This window comes from Nitrobacter sp. TKz-YC01 (assembly GCF_047824785.1).
GTDB lineage: Bacteria > Pseudomonadota > Alphaproteobacteria > Rhizobiales > Xanthobacteraceae > Nitrobacter.
The window spans coordinates 200,217-214,307 of sequence record NZ_CP181167.1 but is presented as its reverse complement, the minus strand read 5'-3'; the positions used below and the strand labels follow the sequence as shown (position 1 = coordinate 214,307).

Below are 14,091 nucleotides of genomic sequence, written 5' to 3'. Positions count from 1 at the left end.
AGCCCATACCATATGTTTGATATGCGTTGCCGCGAGAACGGCATCGAGCACAGATTCACCAATATCAATTCCCTGTACAATGGCTCAGTCGAGCGGATGAACCGCACCATCAAGGATACGCCTGTCAAGCGCTTTCATTACGGCAGCGGCGTATTGCGGTTGTCAGGGACGTCGCTACAGAAGCCATCCTCGGTCACATCGAAGACATGCTTCTACAGTCCCGGCGTTCGGGCGAAAAGGAGGACAGGACGACATGCCAACCTCCAAACACAATCTGAGCCGCAGATATTTTGGAATCGGCGTACTCGCGGCGCCAATCTTGCTTCCGACAGTCGGACGGGCATTAGCGCAAGCTCAGGGAACGCTCGGCTCGACAAAACAGGCGCCGGGGATCGAGAGGCGTTCGCTGGAGGAATTGCACAAGGTGGCAGTAGCCGAAGGCGGAGATCTGATCGTTTACGCCGGCGGCGATATCCCCAATGCGCAGGCGGCTGTCGAGGAGGCCTTCAAGAGGCGCTTTCCGGGTATGAATATCCGCATCCTGGTAGACCTCAGCAAATATCATGATGCCCGTATTGACAATCAGCTCGCCCGCGGCAAGCTCGAATGCGACGTAGCGCACCTGCAGACCCTGCACGATTTCGACCGCTGGAAGACCAAGGGGCGTCTGCGGCTTTACAAGCCTTTGGGGTGGGATCAAGTGTATGGAGATTTCCGCGATCCTGATGGCGCTTATGTCACGGTCAATATCTTCTGCTTCTCTAATATCATCAGCACTAAACTAGTGTCCGACGCGGAAGCGCCGCGCGACGCGATCGACTACCTCGACCCGAAGTGGAAGGGACGCACTGTTCTTACATATCCTCACGACGACGATGCCGTGCTCTATCAGTTCGACCGCATTATTGCCGAGCATGGATGGGGGTATATGGACCGGCTGATGGCTCAGGATGTGCAGTGGATTCGCGGCACGGTGCCGGCACGACTCGTTGTCGCCAAGGGCGACAAAGCGGCCACCTTCACAGCGTCCGGCGTGTTGACCGCGCCGCCGGATGCTCCGTTCAAGCTGATCCTGCCAAAGAGCGACAGCTTTCTCACATGGCCTCAAACCGGCGCCATTTTCAAGGACGCACGTCATCCTGCCGCGGCCGAACTGTACCTAAGCTGGCTCTTGTCGAAGGAACGGCAGGAAGGAATGGGGTTGTGGCCAGTACGCCATGACTGCACGCCGCCCGAAGGCTTCGGGCCAGTGATCCACTACAATACCTATCCGGTAGGCTTCCGCGCCTTTATGCAGGATCGTGCTCGCATCGAGCGACTCAAGTTTCAGTTCGAGCACTACATCGGCGCACCGCAAGGGCCGAACCCAACACAGGTAACAGGCCTCTATCCTGTCGGCCGCTGAAGACGATAGGAAGACGATAGGAAGACGATAGGAAGACATTGAGATGGCTGGCAGCGACGATTCAAAGACGCAGCCAGCCGGCGGCGGGGCCGGGTCGGCGGGAGACAGCCAGAGGCAGCGACCGCTGACGTTATCCAGCATTGAACTTCTCCAACTGCAATGCCACTCTGGCGCTGACCCGCCGCAATTGCCCGATAGGCGAGGGACATGGGTCCCGGCTGACACGACCAGCTCGGTCGCGGACACACATAGATGATCTCTATCGGTGCGGTGGCATTTAGCAGAATTGGTAAACCTGCCGGCGATGATTTGCGGGTCGTACGCCGGTCGCTCGGTGCGGTGCCTGATGGATTTAGCCAGCCACTCTGTCGAGTACCCGTTGGAACGATCGGCCCAGGCGCGCATTAGCCGCTACATCGCACGGCCGGTGGCAAGGGAGACGGAAGGTTGACCCATGAAGCGCGATCCACCCGGAGAGGATTTTTGACAGCCATTGCCGTTACCGCGAGCGGACAGTTTATCCCCCGGGATGTCTTCGCTCAAGAAAACACGACGGAGGCTGGTCTGTTAAACTCGGACGTCTGCCTTTTGACGCCGGAGGTGACCGAAGGACCGTTCTATTTTGATCCCAAGCTGATTCGCTCCGACGTCGCGGAGGGAAAGCAAGGCGTGCCCATCACGTTATTGCTTCAGGTTGTTGATGAGCGCTGTAAACCGCTCAACAGAGCGCGTGTCGATATTTGGCATTGCGATGCAACCGGTGTGTATTCGAATTACCCGGGGCAGGGCGACGATTCCGAGCATCAGATTTCGACGGAAGGTCAGTCCTTCTTGAGGGGGACGCAATTCGCCGACCAGCGAGGTGTTGTTCGTTTCCAGTCGATCTATCCTGGTTGGTATCCAGGTCGAACCACGCATATCCATTTTAAAGCGTTCATCGACTCCAGGAATGTTCTGACCGGGCAGATTTTCTTTCCTGACGCTCTTAGCGAGTACATATATCAGTATGTTCCGCCGTATTCATCGCGTAAACAGTCTCGCGATACGCTGAATAGCGATGATTCGATCGCAACCGAAGCTACACGAGCATCATATGCAAATGTGAAGGAGGAGACTGGTCATTACCTGGTCTCGATGATCATCGGCGCGAACCCTAACAATATCTCGCACTATGCTGAGGGGATGCGACGGCCGGCAGGTCCTCCACCTGCCGGGGGACCGCGGCCCTCCACGAGCAAAAACAGAACGTCTCAGGATAGATTGGACGCTATCGTTCCAAGGACTAGGCTCAGGACTCATTGATCAGAGCCAGAAGATGATGGTTGCTGCGATGCAGATAGCGGAGAAGAATGTGTGCGCGCATCGGTCGTAGCGGGTATGGATACGCCGCCAGTCCTTGAGCCTGCCGAACATGTTCTCGATCTTGTGCCGCTGGCGATAGAGAATGCGGTCGTGTTGGACGGGCTCTTTGCGGTTTGACTTCGACGGGATGCATGCCGTGATGCCGCGCTCGGCAAGCGCCCGGCGAAACCAGTTGGCGTCGTAGCCCTTGTCGGCGAGCAACTGTCTGGCGGGCGGCAGCACATCGATCATCAGGGCCGCGCCCTTGTAATCGCTCATCTGGCCTTCGCTGAGCAGCATGATGACGGGGCGGCCCTGACCGTCGCAGACGGCGTGCAGTTTGGAGTTCAAGCCGCCCTTCGTGCGCCCGATACGTCGGGGAACAGGCCCTTTTTTAACAGGCTTGCGGCGGTGCGATGCGCCTTCAGGTGCGTCGCATCGATCATCAGGAGAGATGGCTTGCTACCTTTGCGCGCCAGTTCGGCAAAGATCTTGTTGAACACACCAAGTCGGCTCCAGCGCACGAACCGATTGTAGATGGTCTTGTGCGGACCGTACTCACGCGGCGCATCGCGCCAGCGCAGACCGTTTTTCAATCTGACCGTCGCGCAAGCCGTTGGCACCATTGTCGATGAGTGGGCAAACTCCGAAGCCCTTTCGACTGTAGATATCGTGCCAGCTAAGACATGCTTGATCTATGGTGCACCTGGAACTGGGAAAACACGCCTAGCTTATTGGATCGCGCGCAAGCTCGATATGCCAATCCTTCTTGTAAAGCTTGACGGGTTGGTATCATCTTTTTTGGGAACAACTGCACGCAATATTGGCAATCTCTTCACCTTCGCCAATCGCTATCGCTGCGTCTTACTTCTTGACGAGTTCGACGCCATCGAAAAGGTGCGCGATGATCCGCAGGAAGTAGGTGAAATCAAGCGTGTTGTGAACGCACTACTGCAAAATCTGGATGTGCGACAGAATATTGGTTTCACCATCGGCATCACCAACCACTCGAAGTTACTCGATCCGGCTGTATGGCGGCGATTTGAAATCCAGCTAGAGATTCCGAAGCCCGACTTCGAGGTAAGAAAGGCCATAGCTGAATATTTTTGCCACCAGTGAAGGCGCCCGATAGTCATCTCCGTCTAATCGCGTGGTTCACTGAGGGGTCGACTGGTGCTGAGATCGAAGCGCTAGTTCGAACCTACAAGAAAGCGACCACAGTTCGGGATGAAGATCGGCGGGGATTATTGGACACGCTCCGGCAGTTTGCGACGCTCAACGCTGCGCGCGTCCAAAGCGAGCGCCGAGCCCTGCTATTCGATGAGCCATCCAATCTTTTTCGGGCCATGCACGATGATCCGGCGCTGGGATTTTCCATGGCGGGTATCGGCGACATTGCGGGGAAGGACAAATCAACCGTCAGTCGTTGGCTTGGCCGTCAAGCGAGCAAGATTAGTGATAGCGGGGTGACGCATGGCTAGCCCCATTCAGATTGTCCTCAATCCTGAGAACTTTGAAGAGGCCCGCGAAGCTGGTGGCGGTGGGGGCGCAAAGATTTCTTCGCTCATCGCGACCGTGAGTTTGGTGCACATAAGGCAGCCCTCATAAGCCAAATTGATGCGATCTCTGGTGTCTTGTCGGCGCAGCCCCAAGGTCCGATTGGTTACGTGAAGGTGATCCTCAAGCGGGAGGCTTGGGCCAAAAGTCATCGTCCTGTTGGAACCCTTTTTCGGAACGATCGCGCTCCCGTCGTCGGAGGCGGCGACCTTGGTGTGATGATCGTCGAGGGCCGCCCCTCGAGGCTGGCCGAGGTTAAGGCGGAAATCGCAAAGGCCGAGACACAGACTCGGATGCGTTTTGACGAAAATAAAGGAAAGGAAGTTCCACACCCTTCTCCGTAGAAGAGCGAAACCGGTGCGATCGAGCGGATTGAACTGTACGGTCCATCCGACAAACGAAGCTTTTCCGTGGAGGAAGGGGTCGCATGGCTCTCCAATCCGATGACCGATAGCGGATACGAGGTGGAGCTATTCAATATTTCGCCGCCGCGATCCGAATGGGATCGCCTCGACGCGGCTCATCGGCGTTTGGTGGAAACCTTCGTCAATGGGTTCCATGCTCTTGAATACAGTATGTCGGTCGAACGACTACCTGTAGGAGGCGCTCGACGCCGCCAAAGGCCCGGACGGCATGAACAGGCCATCGTTCCGGCTCCACCCGCTCAAAGGCGACCGCAAAGGCCAATGGGCCGTCATCGTGCGGGCGAACTGGCGGATCGCATTTAGTTTTGACGGAGGAAACGCTATCGACGTTGATTTTACAGACTACCAGTCTGGTCCCGGAGTGTGGGGAAATCAGAAGCGGGCTCTATTATTTTGATTTGATGCGTTTTCTTCACGCGAACCGGCGTCCGCTTCGCTTGAAAGCGCTGTATTATACCCTCGATCGATTTTTCAGGGGTTGGTGGCGCGGAGGCATTGTTTGGATTTATCGCCGTTTCGATTCGCAAGCTGGGCGATGATCAGATTGTGTCCACCGTCAGCAACCCATCAACGTTGCTGACGGTGGATGGCTCTCGATTCAGTAACGTGCCGCCAGCACCGGCTCGATCGGGAAGCGATAGTTCAGGCCAATCGTCGAGATGAAGCCGTGATTGCGGACATCAACCTGGGTCGGGGGAATGCCGCCGCCTTGGGCCAGACTGTGGCGCTCGGTGCCGAGGTCGAAGTAGTTTGACTCCGCGCGCACCGTCCAGTTGCGAGACAGCGCGAACTCGGCGCCGTAACCGATGGTCCAGCCGACGGCAGTCCTGCTGCTGCCGGAGCCGCAGCCCGGCTGCGTGATCAAGGCAGGAATGCTGTAGTCGATATACTGACCATTCGGCCCCGTATTGCAGGTCGAGACAATCCGGGTGTTGCCAAAGGCAGCGCCGCCACGCAGATACACCAGCGATCGGCTCCACAGCGCGTATCCGAGTTTGGCTGTGGCCGTACCGAGCCAGTCGACCTCGTTCTTACAGGTGTAGAATAATGCGTTGGGGCACGAACGCGCGCCGTTGGCGTTGCTTGCGTTGAACGCACCCTCGATACCGATCACCCACGGTCCGGTCTGCCAGTCGTAGCCGATCTGGCCACCGCCGGCGAAGCCGGCAAAACGCGGATTGGTGCCGGTGCCGAAGCCCGGGAAGTTCCAATCGGTCCTTCCATTGAGAACGCCGGTGCTGGCTCCGATGTAGAAGCCGGTCCAGTTATAGGGAGCCACACCCATGGGCGGGGCCTTGGCGAACAATGGCGCGCTGGCGACCTGATCGGGGCTGAACTGATAACGCAGGCCACCGTTCAGGCTGTAGCCCTCGATGTTCGAACCGGTGCGGTAGTCGGCACGCAGGTAGCCCAGCCAGCCGGTATTCAACACTTGCGCGGCGACGCCAAGGCCGAACTGACCGTAAGTGCCGATCGAACTGGTGCGAACATTGCCGGCGACATCAAAGCCCCGAATCGGGAAATAACCCGTGAACGAGGCGTTCGCTCCACCCTGAAATTCATGAAAGACGCTGGCGGTACCGAAGGGCTGCCACGCGATATTGCCGGAGACGATGTTGGTGCCGGCGCGCAGGCTCCAGCGGCCGAGCGTGCTGTACATATCGTCGACGCGCAGCGTCCCCGGCAGGGAAATGCCGCCGGCCGTCGGCAGAACAAAGGTACCGGTGATGTTGAGCGGATCGACCTGAACCCGCGAGACGATGATGCCCGCAGACGGCTCGATAAACCAGTTGTTGGGCAGCTGGTGATGATAGCCAAAGTTGCCGGCGAACGACAGGCCGCGCGCATCCAGCTTCTGGTTGAAGATACCGCTGACGTTGGGATCGCTCAGGGTGTTCTGGTAGTAATCGAGGCGGATCTGACCATCGACGAAGAAGCCGCCATGGGTCGCGGCAGCATACATGCCGACAAACGGCACCTGTAGCGAATTCTGAAAGGTGCCGCCGAACGGATTCTCGGATCCCGCAGACGAAGTATCCCTGGACCTGGCGCCGAGATAGCCAACGGTGGTGCCGAGATGGACGTTCCAGCCGTTCCAGTTAAGTTGCGCGATATCGGTGCCGAGCTGCACCCCGGAAAAGCTCAGGCGCGAAGAGTTGTTGCAGTCGATCTGGCCGGGACTGGCGACACCGCCGACCGAAACGTTGGAAGTCGTCGTGGTATTCCGGGTGGTCAACTCGCCACCGATGCCGCGCACCCAAATGCCGCCCCCCTCCTGATTGGGCGCCGCATTGGCGGGCGCGCTGACAAAAGCGGTGGACTGGGTAAGGAAGACGGTATTGGTCGCGTTGATCGCTGAAACCAGCGAGTTTACGGCCGCCCCACCCGCCGTAAACGGCAGCACGTCAGCGCCAAGACCGACGAGAGTCCCCGAGCCGGTGCAAGCCGCGATCGCTCCGGATGATGCCGATAGCGCAAAGGCGAACGCGCCACCCGCCACGACGCGGCGACGTAGAGCGCCATTTCCAGATACGGATGCGCGGACAACAACGTTCATTGATAACACCCCCCGGGGCAGCCGGCTTTTTGCTGGCCTGTATTAGGAAATAGATAGATGCGCGGTAATCGCGGCAATAACGGATAATGGATGCGCGAAACATAACGTGGAGTCGGGATCGTCGAAAGCGTATGCAGGAGTCCTGCCGCGATGAAGCCACACTTTCCTCGCGGCTGTGGTCGAGAGGCCACATTGTTGTCCCCACGTCGCAGGTGCGGAGGTATTATAATCCTCCAACGAGGACGCCTATCGCGCGCTGAACGTCTCCTGCGGATATCTTCCGCTTACCCGGGCAGGTTCTGTGACTCACCGCACGTCGGCGGGCAGGAGTCCGAGGTACAATGCCGGCGACGATCCGGCAGGACCTCACCGCGGGGGCCCTTGAGCAGATAAAGATCCATCAACGTAACCACCGGGGACCAGGCCGCCGCTCGCTGACGTAACAGCATCTTTGTGACCGGTCCTCTGATTGATCGGCCGCACCAAAACCGATAAATTCTGATAGATATCGGGGGGAAATATGTTCCGCCCCAAGCGGACGAGGCAAACGGGGCAAACAAGGAGACGATGGCCGCGCCGCACCGGCCTGATAGCGATCGAAACGGTTCGATCGCGCCAAAACTCGAAACTGGAGAAACAGCGCACGTTCAGCGTGCGCGGCATAGCCATGCGCAAGCGTCTCGGCCTCATCGCGGCAATGATCGGAGGAGCCATTGTCATGGCGCTGTCCTCCGGCGCGGCATGGGCCGACAAGCGCATCGCGCTGGTTGTCGGCAACTCCAGCTATCAAACCGTGCCGCAGCTTCCCAACCCGGCGCGCGACGCCAAGGCCGTCGGCCAGATGTTCAAGGACGCCGGCTTCAATTCGGTGGAGGTGCTGCTCGACCTCGGCAATCTCGAGTTCAAGCGCGCCATCCGCAAGTTCGAGGCCGACGCCGATCAGGCCGACATCGCGGTGGTCTACTATGCCGGCCATGGCATCGAGGTGAACGGCAACAACTTCCTGATCCCGGTCGACGCGCGGCTCTCCAGCGACCGCGACGCCGAGGACGAAGCGATCCGGCTGGAACGCATGGTACTGTCGGCCGACGGTGCGAAGAAACTGCGTGTCATTATTCTAGATGCCTGCCGCGACAATCCGTTCACGGTGAAGATGCGCCGCGAGCGTCGCGCCGCCCTGCGCGCGATTTCGTCCGGCCTCGGCAAGGTCGAGCCGACCTCGACCGATACCCTCATCGCCTATGCCGCGAAGGCAGGATCGACAGCCGATGACGGCGAGGGCAAGCACAGCCCGTTCACCACGGCGCTGCTCAAGAACCTTACCGTGCCAGGCCTCGATATCCGCCTTGCCTTCGGCCGGGTGCGCGACGAGGTGATGAAGCTGACGGGCGCCCGGCAAGAGCCGTTTGTCTATGGTTCGCTCGGCGGCGGCAACATCTCGCTGGTTCCGCCGCCGGTGGTCGAGAAGGAGCCGGAGGCGGCCGACGTCAAGGGCGACTTCGAACTGGTCGCCAAGATCAATTCGGCGCGCGCCTGGGAGGTGTTCATCAGCACCTACAAGACCGGATTCTATGCCGATCTGGCGCGAGCGCAGCTTGCCAGCCTGACCAGCAAGACCGCGAGCGACGTCGCCCGGGATGTCGGCAACGTCACCGTGGCGGCGCTTCCGCAGGATACGCCCGCGCCGGTGAACGAACCATCGTCCCGCGAGCGACTCGAATTCGACCGGCTGAAGGATTCAACCGACCAGGCCGCGCTGAAGCGGTTCATCAAGCGCTATCCGGATTCGCCGCTGGCGTTGCAGGTGCAGCATCGCCTCGAGGTGTTGCAGAGCGCCGCCGCCGAACGCGAGGAAAAGCAGCGCGCCGAGCGCGAAGCGGCGCGGCTCGCCGCCGAGCAGGCGCGCATCGAGGCCGAGCGCAAGAAAGCGGAACTGGCTGCCGCGAGGAAGCGCGAAGAAGACGAGCGCCGCGCCAAGGCAGAGGAGGCGGCGCAGCAGGCCCGCGCAGCGGAGGCCGAGCGCAAAGCGGCCGAGGCCAAACGCAAGGCGGAGGAAGCCCAGCGGAAAGCCGAAGAACTCGCCGCCGCCAAGACGGCGGCTGAAGCCGCGCGCCAGAAGGCCGAGAGCGAGCGCGCCGCGCGTCAAGCCGAGCTGGAACGACGGAAAGCGGAGGAAGAGCGCCGCAAGGCCGAGCTTGCGAAACAGAAGGAAGAGACCTGCAAGGCAGAGGAAGCCCGCTTCAAGGAACTCATCGCCAGGGGCAGCGAGGGCAAGGGGCTCGACAACGTCAAGACATTCGCCCGGGAGGCGACCTGCGAGCGCCTGAAGCCAGAGGTCGCAAACACGCTCAAATCCTTCGAGAACGAGACCGCAAGGCGCCTGGTCACGGCGGCGCAAGTCGCGCTCGGCCGCATCGGCTGCTTCTCCGGTGATGCCGACGGGCACCTGGGCTCCGCCACCAGGGCGGCGCTCGGCCGCTATAAGGCCGCCAGAAACCCATCCGGCAAGGAGCGCCGGAACAGCAATGTCGCCATCACCGACGACGTGGTGAAGGAGCTCGGCCAGCAGAGCGGCCGGGTCTGCCCGCTCGAATGCAAGGCAGGCGAGGCGGTGAAGGGCGACACCTGCGTCGCCGTGACCAAGCCGCAGCCGCCGGCCGCCGCGCAACACAAGCGTGAGGACAAGACAACGGCGAGCAAGCCCTCCCGCCGTCCCGAACGCACCCAGACCAGCCGTCAGCGTGAACCCGCGCCCCGCGCCCGGCAGGAAGCATCTCGCCCAGCCCCATCGTATCGGGCGGCTCCCGCCATGATCGGCGTTGGCTTCTGATACGCCGTCCCGCAAGGATCAGGAAAGGCACCGCCTATGACCGCAGCACAGCTTTCCCGGCTCTACCTCGCGGCCGCGTTTGGCGCGGCAGTGTTGCTTGCGGGGCCCGCCGCGGGCAGCGAAGGCCTGATCGCGAGCTCCGCGCCAACGGCGCAAACGACCGTTGCCGCAACCTCGAAGCCGATTCCGCGCCTTGCTCCATCGCCAAAGATATCGGCCCGGACAGCCAGCAGCCCCGCCGTCCGCAGGACCGCGCCGCCCGCCGCTGCCCCGCGCCGCTACGCCTATAAGCGACCGGCCGTATGCGCAGGCTTGTGGTGTGGTCCGTTGGCCATGCTGATGCTCGGTATCGGCTTCTGATCGTACCGCCTCGGCCAGTTGCGCAAACAGCGCGCGTGCAGGGAGGCAAAAGTTGGTTTGAACCTTTGGCTGAGCTCAAGCAACTCATTATCGCTGGGAATTTCAGCGCCCAGTGCGTATCAGCCAGCGCCGCCGGCGAACATATTCCGCCGCGCGGCGTTGCGTGTTGAATGCACACTTCTCTCGCGGCTGCTGACCGCCCCGACTGCTCCAGACGCTTGTGGCGGGGAGTGGCGTAAACTCGGTGTCCACTCAGGGACCGAAGTGGCGGAGAGAGTGGGACCCTATCGACCATAGCTCAAAAGCCCAATAACTCCAGCTATTAGGGTATATGTGGGCTTGAGTTTGGTCAGAGCTGGGCGCTGACGGCGCGCAATTTCGACCACCACCTTCAGCTTCATGGCCGCCAATGGCGCGTGCGCCTAGAGATTCCTGCCGCGCTGCGTCCCCAGTTCGGAGGCCGGAGATTTCTTGCTGAGGTTTTGCGGCAAACTCGCGGACGGACGCCCGGTTATTGCGCGACAAAATACTCACGCGGTTCAAGCTGAGAATCACTCAAGCCCGCAATCCTGAGGACCCAGTCTTGCAGCGTGCACGAATGATCCGTGACGACCTCCTTCACGGAGACGATGTAGCGTCGGAACGTGCGTTCTTAGAAGCCTCCAAGATGGCTGATGGCATTGAGGTTATCGAAGGGAAGGAGGCCGGCGACAACATCTTTCAGATCGCCACCGGCACCGTCATTCCGCTCCAAGAATACCTTGAGGAGTGGCTTGCCGACAAAGGTTTCACGGGTAATATCAAGACTCGCTGATCAAAACCGGTAAGCCCAATCACGCATTCCGATGCACATAATGCGCCAAGGTTGATCGATTAGCCTGTTCCAGGCGAAGCAGCAGTGATCGACGATATCTTCGTAGGACTTGAACACGCGGTTCGACAGCCAGTTGTCGCGTATGAACTGCCAGACGTTTTCCTGCGGATTAAGTTCCGGGCATTTCGCTGGCAGCGGCAGGATCGTGATGTTGGATGGAACGATCAACCGGCTCGACAGGTGCCAGCCGGCCTGGTCGAGCAGCAGAATGACATGCTTGCTTGGCGCGACCTCGGTCGCGATTTCGGCCAGATGCAAGTTCATCGCCTCGGTGTTGCATGCGGGCAGGACGAGGGCGGCGCCCTTGCCGTCCTTCGGGCAGATCGTACCGAAGATGTAAGTGGAAGCGGTTCGCTGGTCGCGTGGCGCCGAAGGCCGCGTTCCGCGCAGCGCCCGGCGACGCGTGATCTTGTTCTTCTGGTCGATGCGCGCCTCGTCGCCAAACCATATTTCTGTATCGGCTGGATCGACGCTCTTGTCCTTGGCAATTTCTGCCACTCGGGCGGGGAAAGTTTTTTAAAATTCTCGATCGCGCCCTTGGCTTGCGCATGATGACGCGGACGAGCGGAGAGTTTGCGATAGCCCATGCCTCGCAGCTCCCGGCTCAGAGTCTGCTTGGAGACGGTGATCATGAACTCCTCATACAGCCACTGGCAGAGATCGATGATGCGCCAACGGACAACGCCGTGAATGGCAGGGATCGGCCCGCTTTCGATCACAGCAGCCAACGCCTGACGATGCTCGTCCGCGAGCCGAGACGGCTGACCGGGCGCCTTGCGATCAAAAAGCCCGTCCGGGCCGAGGGCGTTGAACTTCATCACCCAATCGCGAACAATTTGCACGCCAACTCCGCCGATCCTGGCTGCTTCCGTCCGCGTCGCACCGTCGTAGATTGCGGCCAGAGCCAGAAGTCGCCGCGCCTGCGGCCCGTCTTTCAACCGCCTGGCAGCGGACCGTGTCGTCTATGCGTTGAAATCAGCTCGCAGTGGCAGGGGCGACATGGCGAACCTCCCTCGTTCGCCATCTTGAATCAGCCCGCCGCTGATTCGAAAAGCCATACAGAGTCACGCTCTCCGAGATTTGGTATAAGTGCGATTAAAAAATACAGAAGGAATGTTGCGTGGTGACGAAGCCAGCCAGATCAGAGCGTTACGATCTGATCGTCTTTGAAGATTTCACGTATCAAGGCCAGAAGCGCAGCCGCGCCTTCCGCGTTGGCACCGCCGTCGCGTCGTCGAAAGGCGGCTTCGTCATGTACATCCCGGCCGGCGTTTCCCTCACCGGCCGCGTCCTCGCCGTCCCCGAAAAGACCCCCATGAACGAAGTGGACGTTCTCGAAGCCTATCAGTCCGCAGCCGACGCCTACGGCGTCTGATCGTTGCGCGCCTTCCACGCACGCCACGCTGCCGCGTAGGTGATGGCGCTGATCGCCACGATGACGACCATCGTGCACAGGTCAATTTCGGCCGGCTGGCCGGTCAAGGCGAGGAACGCTCCTGTCGCAAGGAGGCCGGGCAGCAGCGCCAAGATGAGGATCACGAACGCAGCCGGGTAGAGATATTCGACCGGATGATCAAACGTCCCCTGCTTTGCGAACATGAGCCCGTAGGTGAGGACCATCATCGCGGCGACGAACATGGCGACGAGGCGCAAATGAAAGCCGGATAGTGGCGACACTGCCGGCTTCCGCGAACGGCCTGGCCGTTCGACTTCAACACGATAGTCCGACATGGCTTGCTCCTTTCATCACGAGTTGACGGAAGGAGCTTTGCAGCGTCGCGGACCGCGCGGCGTGGCCACAAGCTGGTCACGGCCGCTTGTAGTTCAGCGTGAAGTCCGCGTCCGGCGCTGGATAGGCCCGCACGAACAGCATCCGACTGTGGCAGAGCCGGACGTGAGCCGCCTTCACGATCACCGTGACCCCGCTCAGCAGGACCACTTCGTGGCTCCAGTCAAACTGGTAGGCTTCCCCGGGTGCAAAGCTCAGTGGCACATAGGCCGAGGTGGTCGAGGCGCCACGCTCTTGGCTCCAGCGCCGCGCATATCGACGAACCGCATCGTAGCCCCCGACATAGCCCAGACCGCGAAGCTCTTCGAACAACCGGATCAGCGTCAGCCGTTCTCGCGCCGCCTTGCTCTCGTTTGCCACCAGCAACCGGTCAAGCTCGGCACTCCAAGGGCCCATCTTCGGCTGAGGCTGTGTCTCTCGCTCGTACCGAAACTCCGTCGATTGAGAACGGATGACCTTGCGAACCACCTTCCGCGACACGCCGAGTTCTCGGCAAATCGCCTTGATCGGACGACCATTAACAAAATAGGCGCGACGGATCTTGGCAATCGTCTCCACCACCAGCATTCCAACCTCGGCTTTCATGACTCGATGGAAGCCACTGTGGACCCTTGCCCCGGGGTCCCGATTGGATGCCGATTACCCCGAAAACAGGGTCCTTATTCCACGCCGAAACACAACTGGGGTTTCAGATCGTCGTCATAGTCAGACAAGGTGCTCTTGTAGAGAAAGTTTGATTGGATATCGCGTCTAATGACTTCGTGCGAAGTTTCAAACGAAAATCGTCGAGGATTCAACCACACCTTCACCTGGCCTGGGTGACGCACACGCCAAACCTGCTGATCGCAGTCGAAATGAGTCGTGATGTTGGCTTCAAAGAAGCCATAGACAACGTCAATCAACTTGTCCTGACCAGGAAAGGTGATGTCGATGCCGGTTCCGAGTGAGGGGGA

10 protein-coding genes and 4 pseudogenes are annotated in these 14,091 nt (G+C 60.0%); 9 read left to right on the top strand and 5 right to left on the bottom strand.

Annotation, left to right across the window (positions count from 1 at the left end; all coding sequences use genetic code 11):
• Positions 1 to 6: 6 nt before the first annotated feature.
• From ACMYR2_RS01010 to ACMYR2_RS01000, 3 genes and pseudogenes are all read left to right on the top strand, one after another.
• Positions 7 to 141, top strand: a pseudogene (locus ACMYR2_RS01010) (IS481 family transposase); the annotation flags it as partial.
• Positions 142 to 253: 112 nt separating this feature from the next.
• Positions 254 to 1,405 (top strand): ABC transporter substrate-binding protein, encoded by a 1,152-nt coding sequence (locus ACMYR2_RS01005; RefSeq protein WP_416193507.1) that lies wholly within the window; start codon positions 254 to 256, stop codon positions 1,403 to 1,405.
• A 483-nt stretch (positions 1,406 to 1,888) separates the two neighbouring features.
• Positions 1,889 to 2,707 (top strand): intradiol ring-cleavage dioxygenase, encoded by an 819-nt coding sequence (locus ACMYR2_RS01000; protein ID WP_416193506.1) that lies wholly within the window; start codon positions 1,889 to 1,891, stop codon positions 2,705 to 2,707.
• On the opposite strand, the pseudogene ACMYR2_RS00995 reads toward ACMYR2_RS01000, so the two are convergent.
• A pseudogene (locus ACMYR2_RS00995) lies at positions 2,708 to 3,339 on the bottom strand (IS5 family transposase); the annotation flags it as partial.
• Positions 3,340 to 3,436: 97 nt separating this feature from the next.
• Here ACMYR2_RS00995 and ACMYR2_RS00990 point away from each other — a divergent pair.
• Positions 3,437 to 3,865 carry an AAA family ATPase gene (locus ACMYR2_RS00990; RefSeq protein ID WP_416193505.1) on the top strand — a complete coding sequence of 143 codons (429 nt, stop codon included), beginning with the start codon at positions 3,437 to 3,439 and terminating at the stop codon, positions 3,863 to 3,865.
• 1,461 nt (positions 3,866 to 5,326) lie between these two features.
• Here ACMYR2_RS00990 and ACMYR2_RS00985 read toward each other — a convergent pair.
• The gene (locus ACMYR2_RS00985; RefSeq protein WP_416193504.1) at positions 5,327 to 7,285 is read right to left on the bottom strand and encodes an autotransporter outer membrane beta-barrel domain-containing protein; all 1,959 of its coding nucleotides are present in this window, start codon (positions 7,283 to 7,285) and stop codon (positions 5,327 to 5,329) included.
• Between the two features lie 667 nt (positions 7,286 to 7,952).
• On the opposite strand from ACMYR2_RS00985, the gene ACMYR2_RS00980 reads away from it, so the two are divergent.
• From ACMYR2_RS00980 to ACMYR2_RS00970, 3 genes are all read left to right on the top strand, one after another.
• Positions 7,953 to 10,115: a caspase family protein gene (locus ACMYR2_RS00980; RefSeq protein ID WP_416193503.1), complete on the top strand. Its 2,163-nt coding sequence runs from the start codon at positions 7,953 to 7,955 to the stop codon at positions 10,113 to 10,115.
• 36 nt (positions 10,116 to 10,151) lie between these two features.
• On the top strand, positions 10,152 to 10,475 hold the full coding sequence (locus ACMYR2_RS00975; protein WP_347265029.1) for a hypothetical protein: 324 nt from the start codon (positions 10,152 to 10,154) through the stop codon (positions 10,473 to 10,475).
• Positions 10,476 to 11,073: 598 nt separating this feature from the next.
• The gene (locus ACMYR2_RS00970) at positions 11,074 to 11,289 is read left to right on the top strand and encodes a hypothetical protein (protein ID WP_347265028.1); all 216 of its coding nucleotides are present in this window, start codon (positions 11,074 to 11,076) and stop codon (positions 11,287 to 11,289) included.
• Here the strand turns inward: ACMYR2_RS00970 and ACMYR2_RS00965 are convergent.
• Positions 11,290 to 12,350, bottom strand: a pseudogene (locus ACMYR2_RS00965) (IS630 family transposase).
• Between the two features lie 119 nt (positions 12,351 to 12,469).
• On the opposite strand from ACMYR2_RS00965, the gene ACMYR2_RS00960 reads away from it, so the two are divergent.
• Positions 12,470 to 12,724 carry a hypothetical protein gene (locus ACMYR2_RS00960; RefSeq protein ID WP_416193502.1) on the top strand — a complete coding sequence of 85 codons (255 nt, stop codon included), beginning with the start codon at positions 12,470 to 12,472 and terminating at the stop codon, positions 12,722 to 12,724.
• On the opposite strand, the gene ACMYR2_RS00955 is transcribed toward ACMYR2_RS00960, so the two are convergent.
• The gene (locus ACMYR2_RS00955; RefSeq protein ID WP_416193501.1) at positions 12,712 to 13,080 is read right to left on the bottom strand and encodes a hypothetical protein; all 369 of its coding nucleotides are present in this window, start codon (positions 13,078 to 13,080) and stop codon (positions 12,712 to 12,714) included. The genes ACMYR2_RS00960 and ACMYR2_RS00955 overlap by 13 nt on opposite strands.
• A gap of 118 nt (positions 13,081 to 13,198) precedes the next feature.
• Positions 13,199 to 13,705 (bottom strand): annotated as a pseudogene (locus ACMYR2_RS00950) (IS21 family transposase); the annotation flags it as partial.
• A 170-nt stretch (positions 13,706 to 13,875) separates the two neighbouring features.
• Between ACMYR2_RS00950 and ACMYR2_RS00945 the strand changes: the two are divergent.
• On the top strand, positions 13,876 to 14,085 hold the full coding sequence (locus ACMYR2_RS00945; RefSeq protein WP_416193500.1) for a hypothetical protein: 210 nt from the start codon (positions 13,876 to 13,878) through the stop codon (positions 14,083 to 14,085).
• The last annotated feature ends 6 nt before the right edge of the window (positions 14,086 to 14,091 follow it).